12 protein-coding genes are annotated in these 22,752 nt (G+C 46.7%); 10 read left to right on the top strand and 2 right to left on the bottom strand.

What is annotated here, in order from left to right:
• The 3 genes from NCI00_RS21845 (at window position 1) to NCI00_RS21835 (ending at window position 5,953) form a co-directional block, all read left to right on the top strand.
• Complete coding sequence (locus NCI00_RS21845; RefSeq protein ID WP_253531199.1) at window positions 1–1,092, top strand: dipeptidase; 1,092 nt, start codon at window positions 1–3, stop codon at window positions 1,090–1,092.
• 168 nt (window positions 1,093–1,260) lie between these two features.
• Window positions 1,261–4,341 carry a SusC/RagA family TonB-linked outer membrane protein gene (locus NCI00_RS21840; RefSeq protein ID WP_253531196.1) on the top strand — a complete coding sequence of 1,027 codons (3,081 nt, stop codon included), beginning with the start codon at window positions 1,261–1,263 and terminating at the stop codon, window positions 4,339–4,341.
• Between the two features lie 58 nt (window positions 4,342–4,399).
• Window positions 4,400–5,953: a SusD/RagB family nutrient-binding outer membrane lipoprotein gene (locus tag NCI00_RS21835; RefSeq protein WP_253531193.1), complete on the top strand. Its 1,554-nt coding sequence runs from the start codon at window positions 4,400–4,402 to the stop codon at window positions 5,951–5,953.
• A gap of 54 nt (window positions 5,954–6,007) precedes the next feature.
• On the opposite strand, the gene NCI00_RS21830 is transcribed toward NCI00_RS21835, so the two are convergent.
• On the bottom strand, window positions 6,008–6,616 hold the full coding sequence (locus NCI00_RS21830) for a PDDEXK family nuclease (protein WP_253531190.1): 609 nt from the start codon (window positions 6,614–6,616) through the stop codon (window positions 6,008–6,010).
• A 93-nt stretch (window positions 6,617–6,709) separates the two neighbouring features.
• Here NCI00_RS21830 and NCI00_RS21825 point away from each other — a divergent pair, with 93 nt between their 5' ends.
• The 7 genes from NCI00_RS21825 to NCI00_RS21795 all read left to right on the top strand — a co-directional run bounded on the left by NCI00_RS21825 (window position 6,710) and on the right by NCI00_RS21795 (window position 22,080).
• Window positions 6,710–9,685, top strand: a complete 2,976-nt coding sequence (locus tag NCI00_RS21825; protein ID WP_253531187.1) for a DUF5107 domain-containing protein — start codon at window positions 6,710–6,712, stop codon at window positions 9,683–9,685.
• An 82-nt stretch (window positions 9,686–9,767) separates the two neighbouring features.
• Window positions 9,768–13,148: a VCBS repeat-containing protein gene (locus NCI00_RS21820; RefSeq protein WP_253531184.1), complete on the top strand. Its 3,381-nt coding sequence runs from the start codon at window positions 9,768–9,770 to the stop codon at window positions 13,146–13,148.
• Between the two features lie 103 nt (window positions 13,149–13,251).
• Window positions 13,252–15,222: a DNA topoisomerase (ATP-hydrolyzing) subunit B gene (gyrB, locus tag NCI00_RS21815; protein WP_166558886.1), complete on the top strand. Its 1,971-nt coding sequence runs from the start codon at window positions 13,252–13,254 to the stop codon at window positions 15,220–15,222.
• Window positions 15,223–15,461: 239 nt separating this feature from the next.
• The gene (ppk1, locus tag NCI00_RS21810; protein ID WP_253531181.1) at window positions 15,462–17,774 is read left to right on the top strand and encodes a polyphosphate kinase 1; all 2,313 of its coding nucleotides are present in this window, start codon (window positions 15,462–15,464) and stop codon (window positions 17,772–17,774) included.
• On the top strand, window positions 17,771–19,027 hold the full coding sequence (locus NCI00_RS21805; protein ID WP_253531178.1) for an alkaline phosphatase family protein: 1,257 nt from the start codon (window positions 17,771–17,773) through the stop codon (window positions 19,025–19,027). The genes ppk1 and NCI00_RS21805 overlap by 4 nt, the downstream gene beginning before the upstream one ends.
• A 95-nt stretch (window positions 19,028–19,122) precedes the next feature.
• Window positions 19,123–19,605, top strand: coding sequence for a hypothetical protein (locus NCI00_RS21800; protein WP_253531175.1), 483 nt, complete (start codon window positions 19,123–19,125; stop codon window positions 19,603–19,605).
• A gap of 201 nt (window positions 19,606–19,806) precedes the next feature.
• Window positions 19,807–22,080: an aconitate hydratase gene (locus NCI00_RS21795; protein ID WP_253531172.1), complete on the top strand. Its 2,274-nt coding sequence runs from the start codon at window positions 19,807–19,809 to the stop codon at window positions 22,078–22,080.
• 131 nt (window positions 22,081–22,211) lie between these two features.
• On the opposite strand, the gene NCI00_RS21790 is transcribed toward NCI00_RS21795, so the two are convergent.
• Window positions 22,212–22,688: a CHRD domain-containing protein gene (locus tag NCI00_RS21790; RefSeq protein ID WP_253531169.1), complete on the bottom strand. Its 477-nt coding sequence runs from the start codon at window positions 22,686–22,688 to the stop codon at window positions 22,212–22,214.
• Window positions 22,689–22,752 lie beyond the last annotated feature (64 nt).

The following is a 22,752-nucleotide window of genomic DNA, read 5'->3' as shown; positions in this document are numbered from 1 at the left end:
ATGCTGATTGTTGATGCCCACTTAGACATGGCGATGAATGCCGTTGAATGGAACCGCGATTATACCTGTACGGTACAGGAACTTCGGGAGCGCGAAATTGAAAAAAATCTTTCGGACAAACGCGACCGGGGCAAAGGTACGGTTTCGCTGCCTGACTTGAGAAAGGGCAACGTGGGCTTGGTGGTGGCTACCCAATTGGCGCGGGTTACCCAACGCGGAAGCGCCTTTGACGGATGGTATTCGCCCGCGCAAGCCTGGGCCATGACCCAGGCGCAGGTGGCGTGGTATCAGGCCATGGTTGATTTAGGAGAAATGGTTCAGATAACCAACGCCACGGAGCTAGATACGCACATTGCACTTTGGGAAAATACCGACGTGCCCAACGATAAAAAGCCCGTGGGATTTATTCTTTCGTTGGAAGGGGCCGATTCGCTCATAAACCTTTCGTATCTGGAAAAAGCATACGGTTATGGCCTAAGAGCCATTGGCCCAGCTTGGTACGGCTCTGGTCGTTATGCGTCGGGCACGGGTACGACCGACGGACTGACCGCGGCGGGCAAAGATTTGCTGCGAGAAATGGATGCCCTGGGAATGATTCTGGATGCCACCCACCTCACCGATAAGGGGTTTGATGAAGCTTTAGCCCTTTTTAAAGGCCCTGTTTGGGCAAGCCATCATAATTGCCGGGCATTGGTGCCGCATCAGCGACAGCTTACTGATGAGCAAATTTTGCGACTGGCTGAGCGAGGTGCGGTCATTGGTGGTGCGTTGGATGCTTGGATGATGGCCCCGGGTTTTGTGCAGCGACAATCAGATCCAAAAGCGTTTGGGGTGACCATGTCAAAACTCGTAGACCATTGGGATCATATCTGCCAACTGACGGGCAATAGCCTGCACGTTGCATTCGGAACAGATCTGGACGGAATGTTTGGTCGAGAGCAATCGCCTTATGATTTAGATACCATCGCCGACCTGCAATTGTACCAAGATTTGCTCCGTCAACGAGGATACGGAGAGGATGATTTAAAAAACATCTTTCACCAAAATTGGCTGCGGTGCTTGAAGCAGGCTTGGCAAAACAATATTTTATAAAAAGTTGTTGTCGCAATAAAACCTAGTTGCAAGCATTTGATATGTCCAAATTTTAAGTGTATAAATGACATATTAAAAAAAATTAATAAATAGTGCATATAACTTAATGGAAATTTGAAAATTACCTATAATTTGCGTTTGAGTAATTAAACTAATCCAATCTATTGTATGCGTAAAGCTCTATTTATGAGCCTTTTATCGGCATTGGTCGGTATAGGGCAATTGATAGCGCAGGACAGAACCCTGTCAGGTACTATCAAAGACGAAACTGGGCAAGCCCTGCCCGGCGTGAATGTTCTTCTCAAAGGCACCAATCGCGGAACAAATTCCGACGGTGAGGGTGCCTTTAAATTGTCGGTTCCTGCTTCTGGAACACTGGTGTTTTCATCTGTTGGTTATTTGACCAAAGAAGTGGAATTGGGGGCGGCAACAGTCATTAACGTTCAAATGGAAACCGATGCCCGCACCCTCAGCGAAGTGGTGGTGACGGCATTGGGTATCTCCAAAGATCAGAAAGTATTGAGCTATGCCACCCAAACGGTGCAGGTAGCCAATATCTCCAAAGCCCGTGAATTAAACGTGGCCAACTCTCTGGCGGGTAGAGTCGCCAACCTTGACATCGTTCGTTCTTCTTCGGGCGTAGGTGGTTCTTCTCGTGTTGTTTTGCGCGGCGACCGTTCAATCACTGGTAACAACCAAGCCCTGATTGTGATTGACGGGGTGCCGATGGACAACTCAAACTTCAGTCCGGGCAATGCCAACGGTGGTCGCGACGGAGGCGATGGCCTTTCGAGCGTTAACCCCGATGACATTGAGTCTATTAACGTACTGAGCGGAGCCTCGGCCACGGCCCTTTATGGTAGTCGCGCTGCCAACGGTGCCTTGATTATTAGCACCAAAAAAGGAGCCGTTCGCAAAGGATTTGGCGTAACCATCAACAGCTCTTTCCAAGCAGAGCAGGCCATGGTTTTGCAAAAGTTTCAGGATGAATACGGACAGGGAAGCGCGGGTGTTTACAACCGCGCCAGTGAATTTAGCTGGGGACCCAAAATGACAGGACAATCGGTGGCCCTGTGGGGACCTGACCCGGCCAACGCTTCCAAAACGTACAACATGAACGCTAACCCTGGAAGTTATAAGGATTTCTATTCGACGGGTTCTCAAATCTCAAACTCCATCGCGTTTTCGGGAGGAAGTGAAAAGACCCAAACCTATTTTTCTTACACCAACGTAGGAGCAACGGGTATTGTTGACAACAACAAGTTGAAGCGCAACAACCTCAACCTGCGTATCTCCAATCAAATTGGAGAGCGGCTTTCATTGGATACCAAAATCACCTACTTGAGCGAAAAAATCGATAATCGCCAACAAACGGGAGAGGCCTTTGCCAACTTGCAGCGCCATGTTTTGCGGATGCCGCGCAACATTTCGTTGGAGCAAGCCCAACAATTTGAGTACATTGACCCTGTAACGGGTAACCTTCGTCAGAACTTCTGGAATCCGGGCTCAAACGGTGGACAAAACCCTTACTGGATTAAAAACCGCGTCATTGCGGCCGATAATCGCGACCGTATCACGGGCTTTACTTCGTTGACCTATAAGTTAACATCGGCTCTCAAAATCATGGCGCGGGGTGGGATAGACCGCTACGTTGATAAGTTTGAAGGAAAATGGTACAACAACACCTATACCATTGCCGACAACGGCGACTACCAAACCAACTGGCGCGAAGTGAGTGAGCAGAACTATGATTTGTTTGCGATGTACGACAAGAAATTCTCGGATTTCATTGCCGTCAATGCCACAGTGGGGGGAAGTATTCAGCGCCGTAAGCAATTGGACCAGAACACATCCAACGGTGGCTTGAACCGCGAGAACTTGTTCATCACCACCAATGCCCGCAATACCCAAACCACGCGCGGCATCAACGAAACCGAAAAGCAGGGTATCTTTGCCACGGCCGACGTAACGTTTAAAAATGCCCTTACCGTAACCCTTACGGCCCGTAACGACTGGTCTTCGACGTTACCTAAAGAAAGCCAATCATATTTCTTCCCCGGAGTTGGATTCTCGGCCATTCTGTCCAATATGATTACGATGCCGGAAGCCATTTCGTTTGCAAAAGTGCGGGGCTCTTTTGCCCAAACGGGTAACGACGCCCGTCCGTACCTGTTGAACCAAACCTATTCGTTTTTGCCGGGCGGTCCCAATGGATTTATCACTCGCGACGGAATCAAACCATTCCCCAATTTGAAGCCTGAGTTGACCACCGCGCTTGAGTTTGGTTTGCAGATGAAATTCCTCAACAACCGTTTCGGGTTTGATTTGGGTTGGTACAACAGTGATTCTAAAAACCAATTGTTCCAAGTGGCCATTCCACCAGCCTCAGGTTGGTCGTCGGAGTTTATCAACGCTGGTTTGGTTAACAACAAAGGAGTGGAACTTACCCTCAACGCTACGCCCGTACAGGCGGGAGATTTTCGTTGGGACATTGATTTGAATTACGCGAAAAACGTCAACAAATTGGTGGAATTAACGCCTGAATTGAAGGAATTGAACTTGACCAATGACTTTATGAACAACATCCGCGCGATTGAAGGCCAGCCATTAGGTCAGGTATTCAGCCGTGGATACGTTCGGAATGCGTCAGGACAGGTGATTGTGGGTACCGATGGTTTGCCGCAAATTACGGCCGGTACAACCGTGTATTTAGGAAACTCACGCCCTGATTGGACGGGTGGTTTGAGCAACCGGATTACCTACAAAAATCTGGCGCTTAACTTCCTCATTAGCGCCCGCATGGGCGGCGTGGTAACGTCCTTCACCAATGCTGTTATTTATGCCGACGGGGTAACCGAAGAAACCCTCGCCGGACGCGAGAGCTACACTTTTCCCGGTGTGAAAGCTGACGGTTCTGCTAACAATATTGCCACCACTGCCGAGCGTTATTGGTTGAAAGTAGGTGGGCGTAACACCCCTGCTGGTGAGGTATTTACGTACAGTGCATCCAACATTCGTTTGAGAGAAGTAGCCCTGAGCTATAACTTACCATCGGGTTTGTTGCAGAAAACACCTTTCCAAGGAGCTTCGCTTTCGTTGGTGGGTCGTAACCTATTTTTCTTCCTAAACAAAGCAAAAGGTTTTGACCCCGAACTCACCGCTGGCGCCCAAAATACCACGGTTGGTTTGGAATCTTTCTCGATGCCGTCAACGCGTACATTTGGTGTCAATTTGAACCTCTCTTTCTAATCCATTGACGTTTAATTTTGGGGATCAAACATTGTTTAACATTACAAATAGAGACAAAATGAAAATTTTCAAAAAACTTGTCATTCCGGTTGGTATGCTGCTGACGGCTTCGGTTGGGTTTTATGCCTGTACTGATAAGTTTGAAACACTCAATACCGATAAAACAAAGCTGACTTCCATTGATAAGTCGGCCGTAGGAAATGCCTTTGCGGCAGCACAGTGGCGCGGCGTATTTGGCGACCGTGGACCTTTTCAGTTGATGGAAAGTTTATTCGCCGATTTGCACGCGCAATATTATGCCAACGTAGCCATCAATTTCCCTTCTGACCGCAACGTGATGGTGGGCAACTGGCTGAATGGTGCTTGGAATAACTTTTATGGACAGCAGATTCCGCCGCTTTTGGTGGTGTTGGATGCCACCAAGCCCGGCGGGCAGGCCGAAGATGCGGCCATTTTTGCGATGGCTTCCATCTGGAAAGTACAGATGTATTTGCCCATGACCGATTATTGGGGCGCGATTCCGTACTCAAAAGTGGGTAGCGGCGAAAAAGTTGTAGAGTATGATAGTCAGGAGTTTATCTATAAAGACTTCCTGGCCACGCTCAAAGCGGCGGTGACTGAACTGCAAAAATCCAAAGGCAAAACCATTTTGGGGAACAATGACCAAATGTATGGCGGCAACGTGGATCGTTGGATTAAGTTTGCCAACACCATGCGTTTGCGTTTGGCCATTCGTATGTCAAAAGTAGACCCTGCCTTGGCCAAAACGGAGGCAGAAGCTGCTGTTGCTGCTGGTACATTGGAAACAAACGCCGATGATGCTTTCATCAAAGTAACTGCAAACTCACCCAACCCGCTCGGTGGTATCACGGCATGGAATGAGTTCCGAATGAGTGCTGCCATGGAAAGTACGCTCAAAGGCTACAAAGACCCTCGCATCAGCAAGTTTTTCAGTCCAGTGTCGGGCGATACCTACAAAGGATTGCGTAATGGATACTCGCAGGTGCAATTGGGCTTGCCCGAAAATGCGCCGGGAGCCAATTCAAACGTAGCGCCTGCATTTCAGGATGCCGCGCGTTTTACACAACCTTGGGGTATTATGTTTGCTTCCGAAGCTCACTTCCTCCGCGCCGAAGGTGCTTTGAATGGCTGGAGCATGGGCGGAACAGCTAAAGACTTATATGAAAAAGGAATTGCGCTTTCTATGACTCAGTGGGGCATCACCGACGCGGCTGCGATTGCCGCTTACACCGCTGGTACCTCTACGCCCGTTGCCTTAAATGATGTGGTAAAAAGCCCCGGCATGACCGACATTCCCGTAAAATGGGAAGCCACGGCCGCCAAGCAACGTGAGCAAATATTGACGCAAAAATGGTTGGCATTGTTCCCTTATGGCTTTGAAGCCTGGGCCGAATACCGTCGTTCAGGATTCCCTAAACTCTATCCTCGGGTAAATTCAGATGACCCTGATGTACCAGTGGGCAGTATTGTGCGCAGAGCACCGTTTGTTGCGGGCGAAATCAGCACCAACAAGGCTGGCGTTGATTCTGGCGTATCCAAATTGGGTGGCGCAGATAAATCAACGACCCGTTTGTGGTGGGATAAACCTTAATGATACTTTTGAAGATAAATGACCGAAACGGGCGAGAAATCGCCCGTTTTTGGTTTAATACTCAATTTCTTCGTCCCGAAGCAGTTGGGCAAGATTCAGGACGCAGTCATCCAATAACGGAATGTTTTCATCGTAATTGACTAAATACCAAGGCGCATTGGGAGTAATGACAAAAATCTTCTTGGTTTGAGTGGTGATCCAAATGACTTTTTCGACACCAAAATCAAGCATTTTCTGCGATTTGTTCAACATGTACTCTAGGTCACTCGTGAGGCCAGTTCCTTCCAGAGCTATTTTAATGTCGACCTCAACGACAATTTTGGGGGCTACGTCAAAGTATTTATCGGTCAACGTAATTTTTTCTTTTTCAAAAACGGCAATATCGTTGGCTAGATTACTCCCTGAATTTACATGCAACCCAGACTCATTGGAGGCTACTAAATATTTTTTTCGATTGATGTTATTATTAACAAACCAATTGATAATAGAAACAAGTACTGCCTGCAATGAACTGCTGCCCATAATTTCTTCGAATGTTTTTTTCCCTGATAATACCTCTAAATAACCACGATAAGGTAAGGCTTGCCCGTCAAGCTCCTCGTAGACCAAGTGGGCGGGAATTTTTCGAATTTTGGGACGTCGTTTGGTGGCAATAACAACCATAGGATGTTCTTTTTTTGACAATTTTACTCAAAAAAACGGCATAAACCAAGCCAAAATTTTATCTTGCATTATCCAATAACCTCATACAAACCAATGCGTCTGGTTCATTTTTTATCCCTAAAACATGGGTTGTTTATCGGCCTGCTTTTGGGACTGGTCCAAGTTTCAACGGCCCAAAATGCGGTGGTCCGCGAAACAACCCAAACCCTCACCACCTATCCGTTTTCGGACCCTGACCCCGTGCCCCAGCCAGGGCGGGTGTACCCTTATTTTAGGTATGACGGCTACACCACTCAACCCGTGATGAAAGAATGGAAGTTTATTGAACTCGAAAACGACTACATCAAAGTATACATCACCCCCGAAATCGGCGGGAAGATTTGGGGGGCGTATGAGAAATCAACCAACTACCCTTTTATCTATTTCAACCACGTTGTCAAATTCCGCGACGTGGCCATGCGCGGGGCTTGGACATCGGGTGGGATAGAAATCAACTTCGGCGACATTGGTCACGCACCTACTGTCTCGGCACCCGTCGATTATTTTACCCGCACCAATGACGATGGGAGCGTTAGTTGCTTTTTGGGGGCGTGGGATTGGTCAGCCCGAACGCGCTGGATGGTGGAGGTCAATCTGCCGAAAGACAAAGCGTACTTTACTACTAAATCGCATTGGTATAATGCAACGCCTTTAGAAACAAGCTATTATCACTGGATGAATGCGGGTTTCAAAGCCGCTGGCAATCTTGAATTTGTGTTTCCGGGTACAAATTACATCGGCCACAACGGTGAGGCGGGCACGTGGCCCAAGGATTCGTTGGGCAGGAACCTGAATTTTTACGAACAAAACAACTTCGGCTCTTATAAATCCTATCATGTGTTGGGAAAAAACACCGACTTTTTCGGCGGTTTTTGGCACAACGACAACATGGGTTTTGCCCGATATTCGCCCTATCACGAGAAATTGGGCAAAAAAATATGGATTTGGGGCCTTTCCCGCCAAGGTATGATCTGGGAAAAACTCCTGACCGATACCGACGGGCAGTATGTGGAATTACAATCGGGGCGGTTGTTCAATCAGGCTTCCGAAGGCAGTATGTACAGTCCTTTTAAGCACGTGTCATTCATGCCCTACACGCATGACAGTTGGACGGAATACTGGTTTCCCGTCAAAAATACCCGTGGCCTGACCCACGCCACGCCGCAGGGAGCAATGAATCTGCGCGTGCAGGATGGTTGGCTCAAACTGGATTATTGCGCGGTTTCGACGGTGCAGGATACGTTGAAAGTGCTGGAAAGGAATACGCTTGTTTTTGCAAAAAAACTGTCTTTAAAACCGCTCGAAATGGTGCGTGATTCGGTAAAGTGGACAGGTGATTTCGCCTCGCTCAGGATTCAGGTCGGGGTGGAGATTCTGGCCGATGGAAGGTCGACAAATACCCAACGGTTTTTAGGATTTGCAAAAAAAATTGATTGGAAATCAGATTATGGCATGTATCTCCACGCCAAAGATTTGATGAATCAACGCAAGTACATAGAAGCGGATTCAATAATTAATACATTACTGGAAAAAAGCCCTTCTTTTAAGCCTGCACAGGTCTTACAGGCAGAAGTGGCTTATGTCAGAGGATCCACCCGTGCAGGTATAGTTGCTGATTTTGTGCTAGGTGATAATGCCTATGATGCCAAAGCCAATTTTATTGCCGGCTTGGCCTACGAAGGTATTGGAGAAATGTGGACGGCGGCCAAAGACCGTTTCGCTACGGCTTCCCTCGACCCGACTTATCGCGCTGCGGCGCTGTATCATTTGGCAAAAATGGCGGTCAGAGAAAAAAATTATGTCAAGGCGTTGGCGCTTTTAAAGCAGGCGCAGGAACGCCAAGCTGACCACTGGGACGCTAAAGCCCTCGAAATTATTGTGTTACGCCTGTTGAAATCAAATGAGGCGGCTTTACAAAAAGCAAAAGAGATTTTGCAAAACGACCCGCTGAATCATCTCGTTCGGTTTGAAATAGCCCGGATGACGCAGAAACCGGAAGATAAACAGCAGTTTCTGGGAATGATACGGAGTGAATTGCCTTCTGAAACCTACTTGGAAATGGCTATCAGTTATGAAAAACTGGGGCTGTACCCAGAAAGTCTGGAGGTACTGGAATCGTCGATTTCCAATCCAATGGTGAATCTATGGAAGGCGTATTTGTTGGATAAATTGAACCGAAAAGCGGAATCGGCGCAAGCCCTGGAAGCCGTGCTTTTGGCCTCTCCTGAAGGTGTTTTCCCTTTTCGTAACGAAACGGTGGAAGTTTTAAAATGGGGTTTGACGAAAAAACAACACGGGAAATTACGCTACTATCAGCATCTCGCAATGGCTTCAGTGCGTGGTATGCACGATGTAAGTGACTTTAGGGCAATCGAAATATATAACCCGCTACCTGATTTTTTTTCGTATTATTTGTACAAAGCAGAGGTATTGAAAAAAGACAAAGCCCAAGTAAAAACCGCTCTCGAAAAAGCCTATGAATTGGCTCCAAACAATTGGCGAACCGTAAAAGCCCTCGCGGATTTTTATGCCGAAAACGGGCAGTTAAAAAAAGCCCTCGATGTCAATGAATCACGACTTTCTAAGTCTCAAAGGCTTGGCAAATCTGAAACCCCACTGCCCGACCACGAAGTGTATATTTTGGGGCAACAGCGGGCGCGGTTACTCCTGAAATCAGAGCGCTATAAAGAATGCATTGAGCTGATGCAATCTTTGAATATCCTGCCCAACGAGGGCGCTTCGGGAGCTCATGCGTTGTTTCGTGAGGCCAATATTCGGTACGCCGCCGAATTGTCCAACCGAAAAAAATACAAAGAAGCACAACTTTATCTAGAACAGGCCGAAACATGGCCCGAAAACCTGGGCTCGGGAGAACCTTATAACCCTGACAATCGCTTGACCTTGTACCTGAAAAAATTTGTGAATCAAAAACTAAAAAATAGAGAGCCTGACGCTATCGATTTACATTTATTGAAATTGAGCAAAGGTCTTTCAGCTAAAGAATTTGATTTACTGAAACTGTTTGAATAAGCTAAAATTCGTTACAAACACCGATAAAATATCTCCCAAGGTTTGTTTTTTTAACTTTCGTAACTACTTGAAATTTACGTAGATGTCTGCTTTTAAATGCTTTTTTACGCTTGCCCTTGGGTCGATTTTGGCATCATGCCGCCCCGATTCTGATACCCTGTTTACCCGCTTAGACGCCGACGATACGGGGGTGACCTTCAATAATTTTGTGGAAGAAGACGCCGATAACAATGTACTAGGCTACGGTTATTTCTATAATGGTGGGGGAGTGGCGGCGGGTGACTTCAACAACGACGGCCTTGTTGACCTGTATTTTACGGGAAATATGGTAGCCGATAAATTGTACCTGAATACGACGAAAAAAGGCGAAAGTATCACTTTTGAAGACATCACCGAAGCCGCAGGAATCAAACACAGCGGCTGGAAAACGGGCGTGTCGGTTGTTGATATAAACAACGACGGCTGGCTGGATATTTACGTTTCGCGCTCTGGAGCCGAAGACCCGAATTTGCGTCGTAATCTATTGTATATCAACCAAGGCAAAGTCGAAAATGGGGTTAGGTTTGTTGAAAAAGCGGCTGAATATGGCCTCGACGACCCCTCCTACACCACGCAGACCGCATTTTTTGATTACGACAAAGACGGAGATTTAGACTGCTTTTTGCTGAACCATTCGGTGCAAGAATACGCGGGGTTTAGCAATTTGATTGCGCAATACCGGGAGCAAACCGATACCCGTTACGGGAGTAAATTGATGAGAAATGACGCGGGAAAATTCGTGGATGTGTCACGCGAAATGGGCCTGATTAACAACGTATTAAGCTTTGGTTTAGGGCTGAATGTGACGGATTTAAACAACGACGGCTGGCTGGATTTATACGTATCGAACGACTACAACGAAAACGATTATTTATACATTAACCAGCAGGGAAAAGGCTTTAAAGAATCCATTCGGGAAGCAATGGGACACACCTCTCTCTATTCGATGGGCACGGATGCCGCCGATGTCAACAACGACGGATGGATGGACATGGTGACGTTGGATATGTTGCCCGCCCAAAACGAACGCATCAAACTCACGGCGGGAGATGATAATTACGATAAATACCAGTCCCTTATTCGGGCGGGCTTTCACCAGCAGACGATGCGGAACATGTTGCAGTTGAATACAGGCCCTCAGTTGGGGGGAGGAGCAGGATTTTCTGAAATCGGGCAATTGGCGGGGATTTCCAATACGGATTGGAGTTGGTCAGCGCTGTTTGCCGATTTTGACAATGACGGATTCAATGACCTTTTTATTACCAATGGATACGCCCGGGATTATACCAACATGGAGTTTTTGAAATACTCCGCAGACGTACAGACGGAAATCAGCCAAACAGGTAAAAATCCTGAAACGATGGACGTAATCGCCAAAATGCCGCCTATCAACGAGCCTAATTATATCTTCAAAAATAAAGGCTTTACGGAGCAAGGAACGTGGGAGGGGGGCTTTGACAATAAAATCAAAGAGTGGGGGTTTGAGCAGCCAAGTCAATCAAACGGGGCGGTTTATGCTGATTTGGACAACGATGGGGACTTGGATTTGGTGACAAATAATGTGAGCGAAAAAGCCTTTATTTACCAAAACAACGGACAGCAGAAAAGCCCGCAAAACTACCTTCAAGTGCTACTTAAAGCCCCCAACGAAGCCTTGAAAATCGGCGCGAAAGTACGCGTGTATTCCAAAAATTTGGCGCAGACGCAGGAGTTTCAGCCCGTTCGGGGGTTTCAGTCGTCGATGTACGTGCCGCTGCATTTTGGGCTGGGAAAAACCACAGAGATTGACTCACTGACCGTCACTTGGGCCGATGGAAAATCATTTTTGGTCAAAGCCCCTAAAACTAACCAACGCCTTATTACGGATTATGCCGACGCAATTTTGACCACTGCTGGCCTTTCAGCTTTCACTGCTCAGCGGCCACTGCTCACGCCAGTTTCGTCCTCTCTTTTTACCCATTCCATTCCCTTGGTCAATGATTTTAAAATTCAGACGTTGCTGCCTCAAATGCTTTCGGGGGTGGGGCCCTGCATGGCCAAAGGCGACATAAACGGCGATGGCCGTGAAGATGTATACATCGGTGGCGGACGTGGGCAGGCAGGAGGATTGTTTGTCCAAACGAATGCGGGCTTTGTCAACTCATTACAGGTAGATTTTCAAAAAGATGCTGTGTTTGAGGATGCGAGTGCGGTTTTTTTTGACGCCGACGGCGATTCCGATTTAGATTTGGCGGTAGTCAGTGCCGGCTACGCCTTAACGCCCGTGGATTCGCTCTTGCAACCTCGTTTGTATTTTAATCAAAAAGGAAAATTTGTACGAACAAACTCGTCCGACGGTTCTAAACCGTCAGACGGATTAAAATCGTCCAAACCATCCGATGGTTCTAGATTATCAGATGATTTTAGCAAGTTACGCATCAATGCATCGGTCGTGGTAGCGGCAGATATTGACGCCGATGGCGACCAAGATTTATTCATCGGGGCGCATTGCACACCCGGAAGGTATCCGGAGGCACAGAAGTCGGTTTTAATGCAAAATGACGGCAAAGGGAATTTTTCGGCGGTGCGTACTTTTTCACATTCATCATTAGTAACGGGAGCGGCTTTTTCCGATGTAAATGGTGACAAAAAACCTGATCTACTCCTTGTGGGTGAATGGATGAAACCCACGGTGTATCTCAATCTAAACGGAAAATGGAATGAAGCCAAAGAAGCGACGAAATCGCTTACTTCTCAGCTGTCTTATGCACTCACAAAAGCGGATTTAGACAACGACGGGGATGATGATTTTGTGATTGGTAACATGGGCCTCAATACCCAATACCACGTTACTTCGGGCGACCAACTAAAATTGTACTTTAACGATTTTTCAGGAAATGGCGGAATGTTGCCGTTGGTAGCGGTTACCGAGAACGGAAAAGAATACCCTTATGCGGGGCGTGATGAATTGTTGGACCAAATCCCCGCTCTCAAAAAGAAATATTCTAGTTACGTGACGTACGCCAATGCCACCCTGCCTGAAATGTTGGGCGATGATTTGTTGAAGTCGTCGCGCCAATCTGGTGCGCAGGAATTACGCACGGGAGTCCTGTGGAACGAGCGTGGCCAATTCGTTTTCAACCCTCTGCCAATTGAGGCCCAATTCGCTCCTGTGTACGGTATTGAGGTGGTAGACATCGACAAAAACGGTAAGCTAGACGTAATTTTGGGCGGCAATTTGGATCGGACCCGCGTTCGTTTGGGAAAAATTGACGCCAGTAAAGGGCAGGTATTTCTAAACGCAGGTAATCACGATTTTCGTTATGCAAATCAGGAAAAATCAGGTTTAAACATCGAAGGAGAGGTGCGCTCTATACGTGCCGTGGGTCCCTATTTATTGTTCGGAATTAACCACCAGTCAGTTCAAACGTATAGGTTGCCTTAAACCAGTAAAATTTAGGATTTTTGCCCAGATTCTTGTATCTTTACGCGTTAAAAAATTGAAATATTTACAGTGGGAGCACCCTATTCGTTACTAATTCCAAAATATGGCAAACGAAACGATTGAAATTCCGGAACAAGTAGACAAAAGTAATTATTCAGCCGAAAACATTCAAGTTCTTGAGGGTCTGGAGGCGGTGCGGAAGCGTCCCGCAATGTACATTGGTGACATCGGCGTAAAAGGCCTTCACCACCTTATTTGGGAGGTTGTAGACAACTCCATTGACGAAGCGCTGGCGGGGTATTGTGATCGGATTGAGGTAGTAATTAATACCGACAATTCCGTAACGGTAAAGGACAACGGACGGGGAATCCCGACGGGAATGCATACCAAGGAGAAAAAGTCGGCCCTTGAAGTGGTTATGACTGTACTTCATGCGGGGGGGAAATTTGACAAGGATACCTACAAAGTTTCTGGTGGATTGCACGGGGTAGGGGTATCTTGTGTTAATGCCCTTTCAAAATACCTGCGTGTTGAAGTACATCGTGAGGGAAAAATATTTGAGCAAGAGTATAGCATCGGCAAGCCCCTATATCCTGTTCGTGCCATTGGCTCAGCCGACGACACTGGGACCTTTGTTCACTTCCTCCCTGATGACAGCATTTTTACGGCATCTGAGTACAAGTACGAAACCGTTGCTAACCGTATTCGCGAACTTTCTTTCCTGAACAAAGGAATCACGCTGACACTCACTGATTTGAGAGACCTTGACGAAAGTGGTCAGCCTCGCTACGAAGAGTTTCATTCACAGGGTGGTTTGGTTGAGTTCGTAACTTACTTGGACAACACCCGCGATCACCTCATCCCGACTCCCATTTATATGGAGAATGAAAAAGGGGTGGTACCAGTAGAGGTGGCGATGATTTATAACACGTCGTATTCCGAAAACGTGGTTTCTTACGTCAACAACATCAACACCATCGAAGGCGGTACTCACGTATCGGGTTTCCGTATGGCGCTGACAAGGACGCTGAAAAACTACGCCGAAAAGTCGGGAATACTGGCCAAAGAGAAAATTGAAATCAGCGGCGATGACTTCCGCGAAGGTCTGACGGCGGTCATCTCGGTAAAGGTGCAAGAACCGCAGTTTGAAGGGCAAACCAAAACCAAGTTGGGTAACTCCGACGTGGCGGGGGCGGTAAGCCAAGTGGTGAGCGAAATGCTCGACAACTTCTTGCAGGAAAACCCCAAAGAGGCACGTACCATCGTTGATAAAGTAATCCTCGCCGCCAAAGCCCGTATTGCCGCCCGCAAAGCCCGTGAAATGGTGCAACGCAAAACGGTATTGGGAGGCACAGGCTTACCTGGAAAACTGGCTGACTGCTCCGAAACAGACCCTGCGGGCTGCGAATTGTACCTCGTGGAAGGGGACTCGGCGGGTGGCTCGGCTAAACAAGGACGTAACCGTGCTTTTCAGGCCATCTTGCCGCTTCGCGGTAAAATCCTGAACGTAGAAAAAGCGCAGGAATACAAAATCTACGAAAACGACGAAATCAAAAACATGATTACCGCTTTGGGAGTTGTGTTTGGAAAAGATGGCGACGAGCGCGCCCTCAATATGGACAAGCTCCGCTACCACAAAGTGATCATCATGACCGATGCTGACGTGGACGGAAGCCACATCCGTACGTTGATTTTGACGTTCTTCTTCCGATACATGAAAGACCTCATTGACAACGGGTACGTGTATATTGCACAGCCGCCGTTGTATTTGGTGAAGAAGGGCAAAGAAGAGCGCTACTGCTGGACTGAAACCCAACGCGAACAAGCGGTGATGGAAATTGCGGGTGGCAAAGAAGACAGTGTTTACATTCAGCGCTATAAAGGTTTGGGAGAAATGAACCCTGAGCAGCTCTGGGAAACGACCATGGATCCTACGCGCCGCAGTTTGAAGCAGGTAAGCATTGATTCGGCGGCCGAAGCAGACCACCTGTTCTCGATGTTGATGGGCGACGAAGTTGCCCCCCGTCGTGAGTTTATTGAACGTAATGCTAAATATGCGAGAGTGGACGTCTAATTGTTAGTGTTAACAAACCATTAAATTGAGCCACTCTGCCCCCGGGACGAGTGGCTCAATTGTTTTATAAAGTACCTTTGACCTTATTTCTTTACGTGACCAATGGGATAAATGAAAAGAGAGCTGTTTTTGCAGAAAACGCTCTTTCTGAACAATAATCACCACGTTTACGCATTTGAATAAATATATATTCCATTGGTTATCTCAGTTAAAAGATTGTTTTAAATTCCGAATTTCTTATGCCTAGTTCTCAGCATTCTAACGATAATCGCAAAAGTGGTTTTTCTTCTTTATTTTCTTTTATTCGCGACCGTAAAGAAGTGAAGGAAGGGGAAGCACCTTACGACGGAGACCGCTTTGCCCGCTCGGCCGAACGCCTTAGTCAGACCATTGAGCAAAGTAATTTTATCAGCCGCGACCTTAGCTGGCTACAATTCAATTACCGGGTATTGGACCAGGCGCGCAGTGCTCGTCGGACGGTATTTGAGCGGATGAAATTTCTGGCGATTTCAGATTCAAACCTTGATGAATTTTTTACCATTAGGGTGGGGAGTTTGTACAATTATCTTGACTACGGAAAAGAGCGGGTGGATTATTCGGGATTACGGGAAATTCCGTTTCGGAAAGCACTATTTTCCGCCATTCACAAGTTTACGCAGGAACAGGACGAGGTTTTTGAGAATGATTTATTGCCCCTTTTTGAAGAACAAAAATTAAAAATTGGTCGCTGGGATGATTTAGAAGTGCCTGAGCAGGAAGAAGTTGGGAAGTACTTTGACCGTACGATTTATCCCATGCTTACGCCCATGTTGTTTGACTATACGCATACTTTCCCCATTCTGCTGGCCAAAACCCTGATTTTCGCCGTCGTCACTCGCGCCACCGAATCGGTGAAGGAAGATGAAGAAAATCGTAAAATTTCGTTTGTTCAGATTCCTGCCAATCTGAAACGTTTGTATACAATTGAACGGAAAAACGGGGAAACGGTATTTATTCCCATTGAAGAAATCATGCGGCATGAGTTGCGCAAACTGTACCGCAATGTCGAGATTTTGGACATGCATTTGTTCAGAATCGTGCGAAATGGTGATTTTTCCATTGATGACAACGACGACGTTGAAACCGACTTTTTGGACGAAGTAAAGCAAAAGCTCAAAACGCGTCGGTTGGGGCGAGTGGTACGTATGGAAGTGGAGCCAAATATCTCCGAATGGCTGCTCAATTTATTGAAAAAACGTTGGGAAATAGACGATTATAACGTTTTTACCTGCCGACATCTCTTGGATTTTACTTGTTTGTGGCAAATAATCAAACACCCAGAGTTTGCGGAGTTGGTTCCTACCCCTCCCGCACCCGTACCGCCTTTGGGGGTAACTCGCGAAGAGATGGAGGATATTTTTGAAACCATCAAAGAAGGGGATATACTTCTGCATCACCCTTACAATAATTTTGAGCCCGTACTGGAGCTTTTGGAAGAAGCCGCTGACGACCCCAAAGTGTTGGCGATTAAATTGACCATTTATCGTTTGGCCAAAAAATCACGCATCACAGAGGCATTGCTTAAAGCCGCCGAAAACGGCAAGCACGTCTCGGTGCTTTTTGAGGTAAAAGCCCGCTTCGACGAAGAAAATAACATGCGGGAAGCCCAACGCCTGCAAAAAGCGGGGTGCTTTGTTATTTACGGCATTAGCCGTTTCAAAACCCACACCAAACTACTTCAGATTGTGCGGGCCGAAGAGCAGGGCGTCATCAGTTATTCACACTTGGCCAGTGGAAATTATAACGAAGAAACGGCCAAGCTATACACGGATATTGGCCTTCTGACCTGCGATGAAGTCTACAACCGCGACATTACCGAGTTTTTCAACGTCATTACGGGGCATTCATTACCCAATGATTACCAATATTTACTCACCGCTCCGCGCGACATGCGCAAGCAAATCATCAAGTTGATTCAGCAAGAAGCTACCAATGCGGCCAACGGTCTGGTGAGCGGTATTTGCTTTAAAATTAACTCTTTGGAAGATAAAACAACTATTGAGGAACTCTACAAGGCATCACAGGCGGGGGTACCCATTCGGCTGATTGTACGGGGTATTTGTTGTCTTCGTCCTGGGCGGCAAGGGTTGAGTGAAAACATTACGGTGCGTTCTATTGTGGGTGATTTTCTGGAACACACCCGGATTTTCTATTTTCACAATAACGGCAATCCCAAAATATACGGAGGCAGTGCCGACGTCATGGTGCGCTCCTTTGACCGCCGGATTGAATCCATGTTTGCCTTTGTTAATCCCCGCGTGAAGCAACAGGCCATCAATATTTTGGACTACAATCTTCGTGACAACGTCAATTCGTACGAGTTGTTGGAAGATGGGCATTATGTAAAATGCGCTGAAAAGGGAGAAGAAGAGTCGTTTGATATTCACAAAAAGTTCTTCCATGTAACGTTGGAAGAAGTAATGAAAGCGAAACTTTTTGCCGAAACCAAAACCGAATCAACCGAAAATTCGACGGTCGAACCAACCATAACCCTTTCTGAATCAGAGGTATGAGAATTGTTTTAGCCTCGTTGTTTTTTGCCTTATTTGGGGGTTGTTTTTTGCAGCCTACTCAAGCCCAAACAGAGAAGAAAAAAGCGCTCTTTGTCATTGTCGACGGAATTGCGGCGGATGTGATTGAAAAGTTAAAATTGCCAAATCTGACGGCCATTGCCCAAACGGGAGGCTACACGCGAGCATACGTGGGCGGCAAAAAAAATACCTATTCTCAAACTCCCACCATCTCGGCGGTGGGGTACAATAGTTTGTTGACGGGAACGTGGGTAAACAAACACAACGTGTGGGACAATAACATCAAAGACCCTAATTATCATTATTGGACTATTTTTCGGTTTTTTGAAGCGCAGTATCCTCACAAGAAAACGGCCGTTTTTTCAACGTGGCTCGACAATCGTACAAAACTGATTGGGGAAGGGTTGCCGCAAACCAACCAACTACAATTAGATTATTTCTTTGACGGGTTTGAATTGGATACGCTTCATTTTCCGCACGATAAAGAAGCCGAATACATCCATCAAATTGACGAAAAGGTGGTTGACGAAGCCGCCCGATACCTCCAAACCGAAGCTCCTGACCTTTCGTGGGTTTACTTGGAATATACCGACGACATGGGGCATAAATTCGGTGACAGCGACCGTTTTACCAACGCCGTTCGTCTGATGGACAACCAGATGGGGCGCTTGTGGAAGGCCATTCAGTACCGTGAGCAAAATTTTGGGGAAGAATGGCAACTGTTTATTACCACCGACCACGGACGCGACGCCGCAAGCGGCAAAAACCACGGAGGGCAGTCGGACCGGGAGCGGAGCACTTGGATTGTGACCAATGCCAAAGACCTCAATGCGTATTTTCAGGGAAAAACGGGAGCCGAAACGCTGCCTGCTGTGGTGGATATTATGCCATCTATTGCTCGGCATTTGGGCGTTTCGATTCCTAAAATACAGGCATTTGAAGTGGATGGAACCGCGCTAACGGGCAAACTGTCGCTCGTAAATTCAACCTTGAAAAAAGAGGGAAATCAGTTGGACTTGACGTGGAAAGCGCTAGAAAAGGAAGGAACCGTAAAAATATGGCTAACCACCACTAATGAATTTGAGCAGGGTAAAAAAGATCGCTATTTGCTCATGGACGAAGTGCCCGTCGTCAACGAAAAAGCCCTGATAGATGTAACAAAAATTCCTTCAAAGTTTTATAAGATTGTATTGGAAGCAAAATACAATGTACAAAATAAGTGGTTGGTAGAATAAATACACCATTCCAACCTTTGGCTTGATGTCAGCGTCATGGTTTTGGCAGCTTTTTTTAGCTGTCTGTACTATTACAAGCAGAATGCGTTGACACAATGAAAAAAATAATTTTGTTCGGACTGGTGGCTTTGATTGGTATTCGTTGTCAGTCCACTTCAGATGCCTTACTGGCCCCAGAGGCGGCGGGATGTATTTCTGATCAGCCGATTTTAACTGGTAAATGGACGATGACGGAGTTTCGTTATTTTGGGGGCTGTTGTCCCGTTATTGCCGATTCTTCTTGGAAAAAAGCCCCCGAAAATTCGTATTTATTGGAATTTACCAGCGACGGTCAGCTAAAAGTGACAAATAATCTTTCGGGAACCAACGGTGTAGCACCAGCATTTCCCGCCCGATTAATGACAGATTTTAAGTTTGATGGAAAAGAGATTTCGTTGGGGGAGCAAGTTCTTGGCGGGGTGGCTTGGGAAAAGAAAACGCGGGTGGTAAAATTAACTACTAAAGAATTGATACTGGGGATAATCGTGGGCAAAGAAGGCGAAACCAATGAGCGAAAGTTTGTGAGAATTTGCCAATAAAAAACGATTGCATGTGGATTGATGTTGGTTATAATAGACAGCAGGGTAGAACAACGATTGCAAAACAAGTAAAACCTGAATCTAAGGTGCTTCCTTAGGTTGTAGAAGGTTTTCTACAACTATTTAGCAAGATTTTTAGGGTATTTTGCTTTACAGTTTGTAGTTTTATGCCTGTAAATTAACTCATCAATTTCATATACTATGGCATTATTTGATTTAGATATGATGCAAAGCCTCTATGCTAAGCTCGGAGAACGAGTAGAGGCTGCTCGTAAAGTGGTAGGCCGTCCGCTTACGTATACAGAAAAAATTCTGTATGCTCACCTTACGCAAGGAGACGCAACCACCGTTTATGAGCGTGGAAAATCATACGTTGATTTTGGTCCCGACCGCGTAGCTATGCAGGATGCAACGGCTCAAATGGCGTTGTTGCAGTTCATGCAGGCGGGTCGTCCTAAAGTAGCGGTCCCTTCAACCGTACACTGTGACCACTTAATTACGGCCCAGGTAGGTTCGTCGGAAGATTTAAGTAAAGCAGTGGTTGAAAATCAGGAAGTATACGATTTCCTTTCTTCTGTTTCCAATAAATACGGCATTGGCTTCTGGAAACCTGGAGCGGGTATCATTCACCAAGTGGTGCTTGAAAACTACGCTTTTCCGGGTGGTATGATGATCGGAACCGACTCACACACCGTAAACGCGGGTGGATTGGGAATGATTGCCATCGGAGTGGGTGGCGCAGATGCCTGCGACGTAATGGCGGGCTTGCCGTGGGAGCTTAAATTCCCTAAATTGATCGGGGTAAAACTAACGGGTAAATTGAGCGGCTGGACGTCGCCAAAAGACGTAATCCTGAAAGTAGCGGGTATTCTTACTGTAAAAGGTGGAACGGGTGCTATTGTGGAATACTTTGGTGAAGGGGCTACTTCGATGTCATGTACCGGCAAAGGAACGATCTGTAACATGGGTGCTGAAATCGGAGCCACAACTTCCACCTTTGCTTACGATGAGTCGATGGAGCGCTACTTGCGTTCAACGGGTCGTGATGCAGTAGCCGACATTGCCAACACGGTAAAAGAACACCTTACGGCTGATGCGGGGGTATACGATGAGCCCGAAAAATATTTTGACCAAGTTATTGAAATCAACCTCAGCGAACTAGAGCCGCATTTGAACGGGCCCTTTACGCCTGACTTGGCAACGCCAATTTCAAAAATGAAAGAAGCGGCTTTGGCCAATGGTTGGCCGACCAAAATTGAGGTAGGTTTGATTGGTTCATGCACCAACTCTTCTTACGAAGACATTGCTCGTTCGGCTTCTTTGGCGCGTCAGGTGGCGGCCAAACACCTTAAAACCAAAGCTGAATTTACCATCACTCCCGGCTCTGAGCAAGTGCGCTACACGGTAGAAAGAGATGGCTTCTTGGCCACTTTTGACGAAATTGGCGGTAAAGTATTTGCCAATGCCTGCGGTCCCTGCATTGGGATGTGGGCGCGGGTGGGTGCTGAAAAGCAAGAACGCAACACCATCGTTCACTCGTTCAACCGTAACTTTGCCAAACGGGCCGACGGAAACCCCAATACCCTGGCATTTGTAGGCTCGCCTGAATTGGTGACGGCCTTGGCCATTGCGGGTGATTTGACATTTAACCCCCTGACTGATACCCTCATCAACGAATTGGGAGAAGAAGTAAGACTCGACGATCCAAGCGGAGACGAACTGCCACCACGTGGTTTTGACGTAGAAGATGCTGGCTACCAAGCCCCTGCCGAAGACGGTAGCGGTATTTCAGTTGCAGTTTCTCCAACGTCGAATCGTCTTCAATTGCTTGACCCGTTTGCAGCGTGGGAAGGTACCGACCTCAAAGGCTTGAAAGTGTTGATTAAGGCCAAAGGAAAGTGTACTACCGACCACATTTCGATGGCGGGTCCGTGGTTGAAGTACCGTGGTCACTTAGACAATATTTCAAATAACCTTTTGATTGGTGCCGTAAACTTCTTTAATGAGAAAACGGATAACGTTAAAAACCAATTGACGGGCGAGTATGGCCCAGTACCGGCTACCCAGCGCGCTTACAAAGCCGCGGGTATCGGTTCGATTGTGGTCGGTGATGAAAACTACGGTGAAGGCTCGTCACGTGAGCACGCGGCCATGGAGCCTCGCCACTTGGGAGTACGTGCGGTACTGGTAAAATCGTTTGCCCGTATTCACGAAACCAACCTGAAAAAACAAGGAATGTTGGCCTTAACATTTGCGGATAAGGCTGATTACGACAAAATTCAGGAAGACGACAGCGTTGATATTGTTGGATTGACAGAATTTGCTCCAGGAAAATCGTTAACGTTGGTATTCAACCATGCTGATGGAACCGAAGACGAAGTAGTGGTCAATCATACTTACAACGACCAACAAATCGAGTGGTTTAAGGCAGGTGCCGCTTTGAATATCATTCGTGCACAAGTTGCTGGTAACTAATCTGTTACTCAGAAATAAGTAATAGGGTAAGCGGGGCAAATGCCCCGCTTATTTTTTGGTATGCTGGTAATGTGACGAAATAAAAAAAGCTGCCGAAAGGCAGCTTTTTTTGAAAAGTCTTTGCAGAAATGTTATTGGCGGGCTGCTTTCCAGGCTACAAAGTCAGACATATTTACCTGACCGCGAATTTCTCCACCTCTATTAACAGCCGTGTGAAGATTTGCGTAAAATAGACCTGAGAAAAGCAAATTTTCCTGCTGTTGGTTTAATCCCTCCCATCTACCAGAAATCGGTGATGTGGTTACTGCGCTAAACGTATGGATTACTCCTCCAGTTTCCCAACTGTTTCCGCTATGGAAGTGACCAGCCGTTGGGGTAAGGCCAGAATACGTAATGGTATAAGTAAGGGTTTTGGTTTCTTTGTTGTAAATCCCTTCCATCCTTCCTGTAGCACTGGTTGTAACAGGAGGAACCTCATTAGCACCGGTCAACGTCGCTTCAAATTTAACCTCTGGATTTGTGTGTGGACCTTCGTCTTTACAGCCAACCATAACGCCTACCGTGAACAGGGCGAAAAAAACGGGTAAAGCTTGCGTCAATCTCTTCATGGAATTTGCTGATTTGTTTGTTTAGTTGCAATAATATAGGTTTATCTCAGAATATACAAAAATT

The organism is Runella salmonicolor, from assembly GCF_024158025.1.
GTDB lineage: Bacteria > Bacteroidota > Bacteroidia > Cytophagales > Spirosomataceae > Runella > Runella salmonicolor.
The sequence above is the reverse complement of the archived record's forward strand: the minus strand, read 5'-3'. Positions and strand labels throughout refer to the sequence as shown.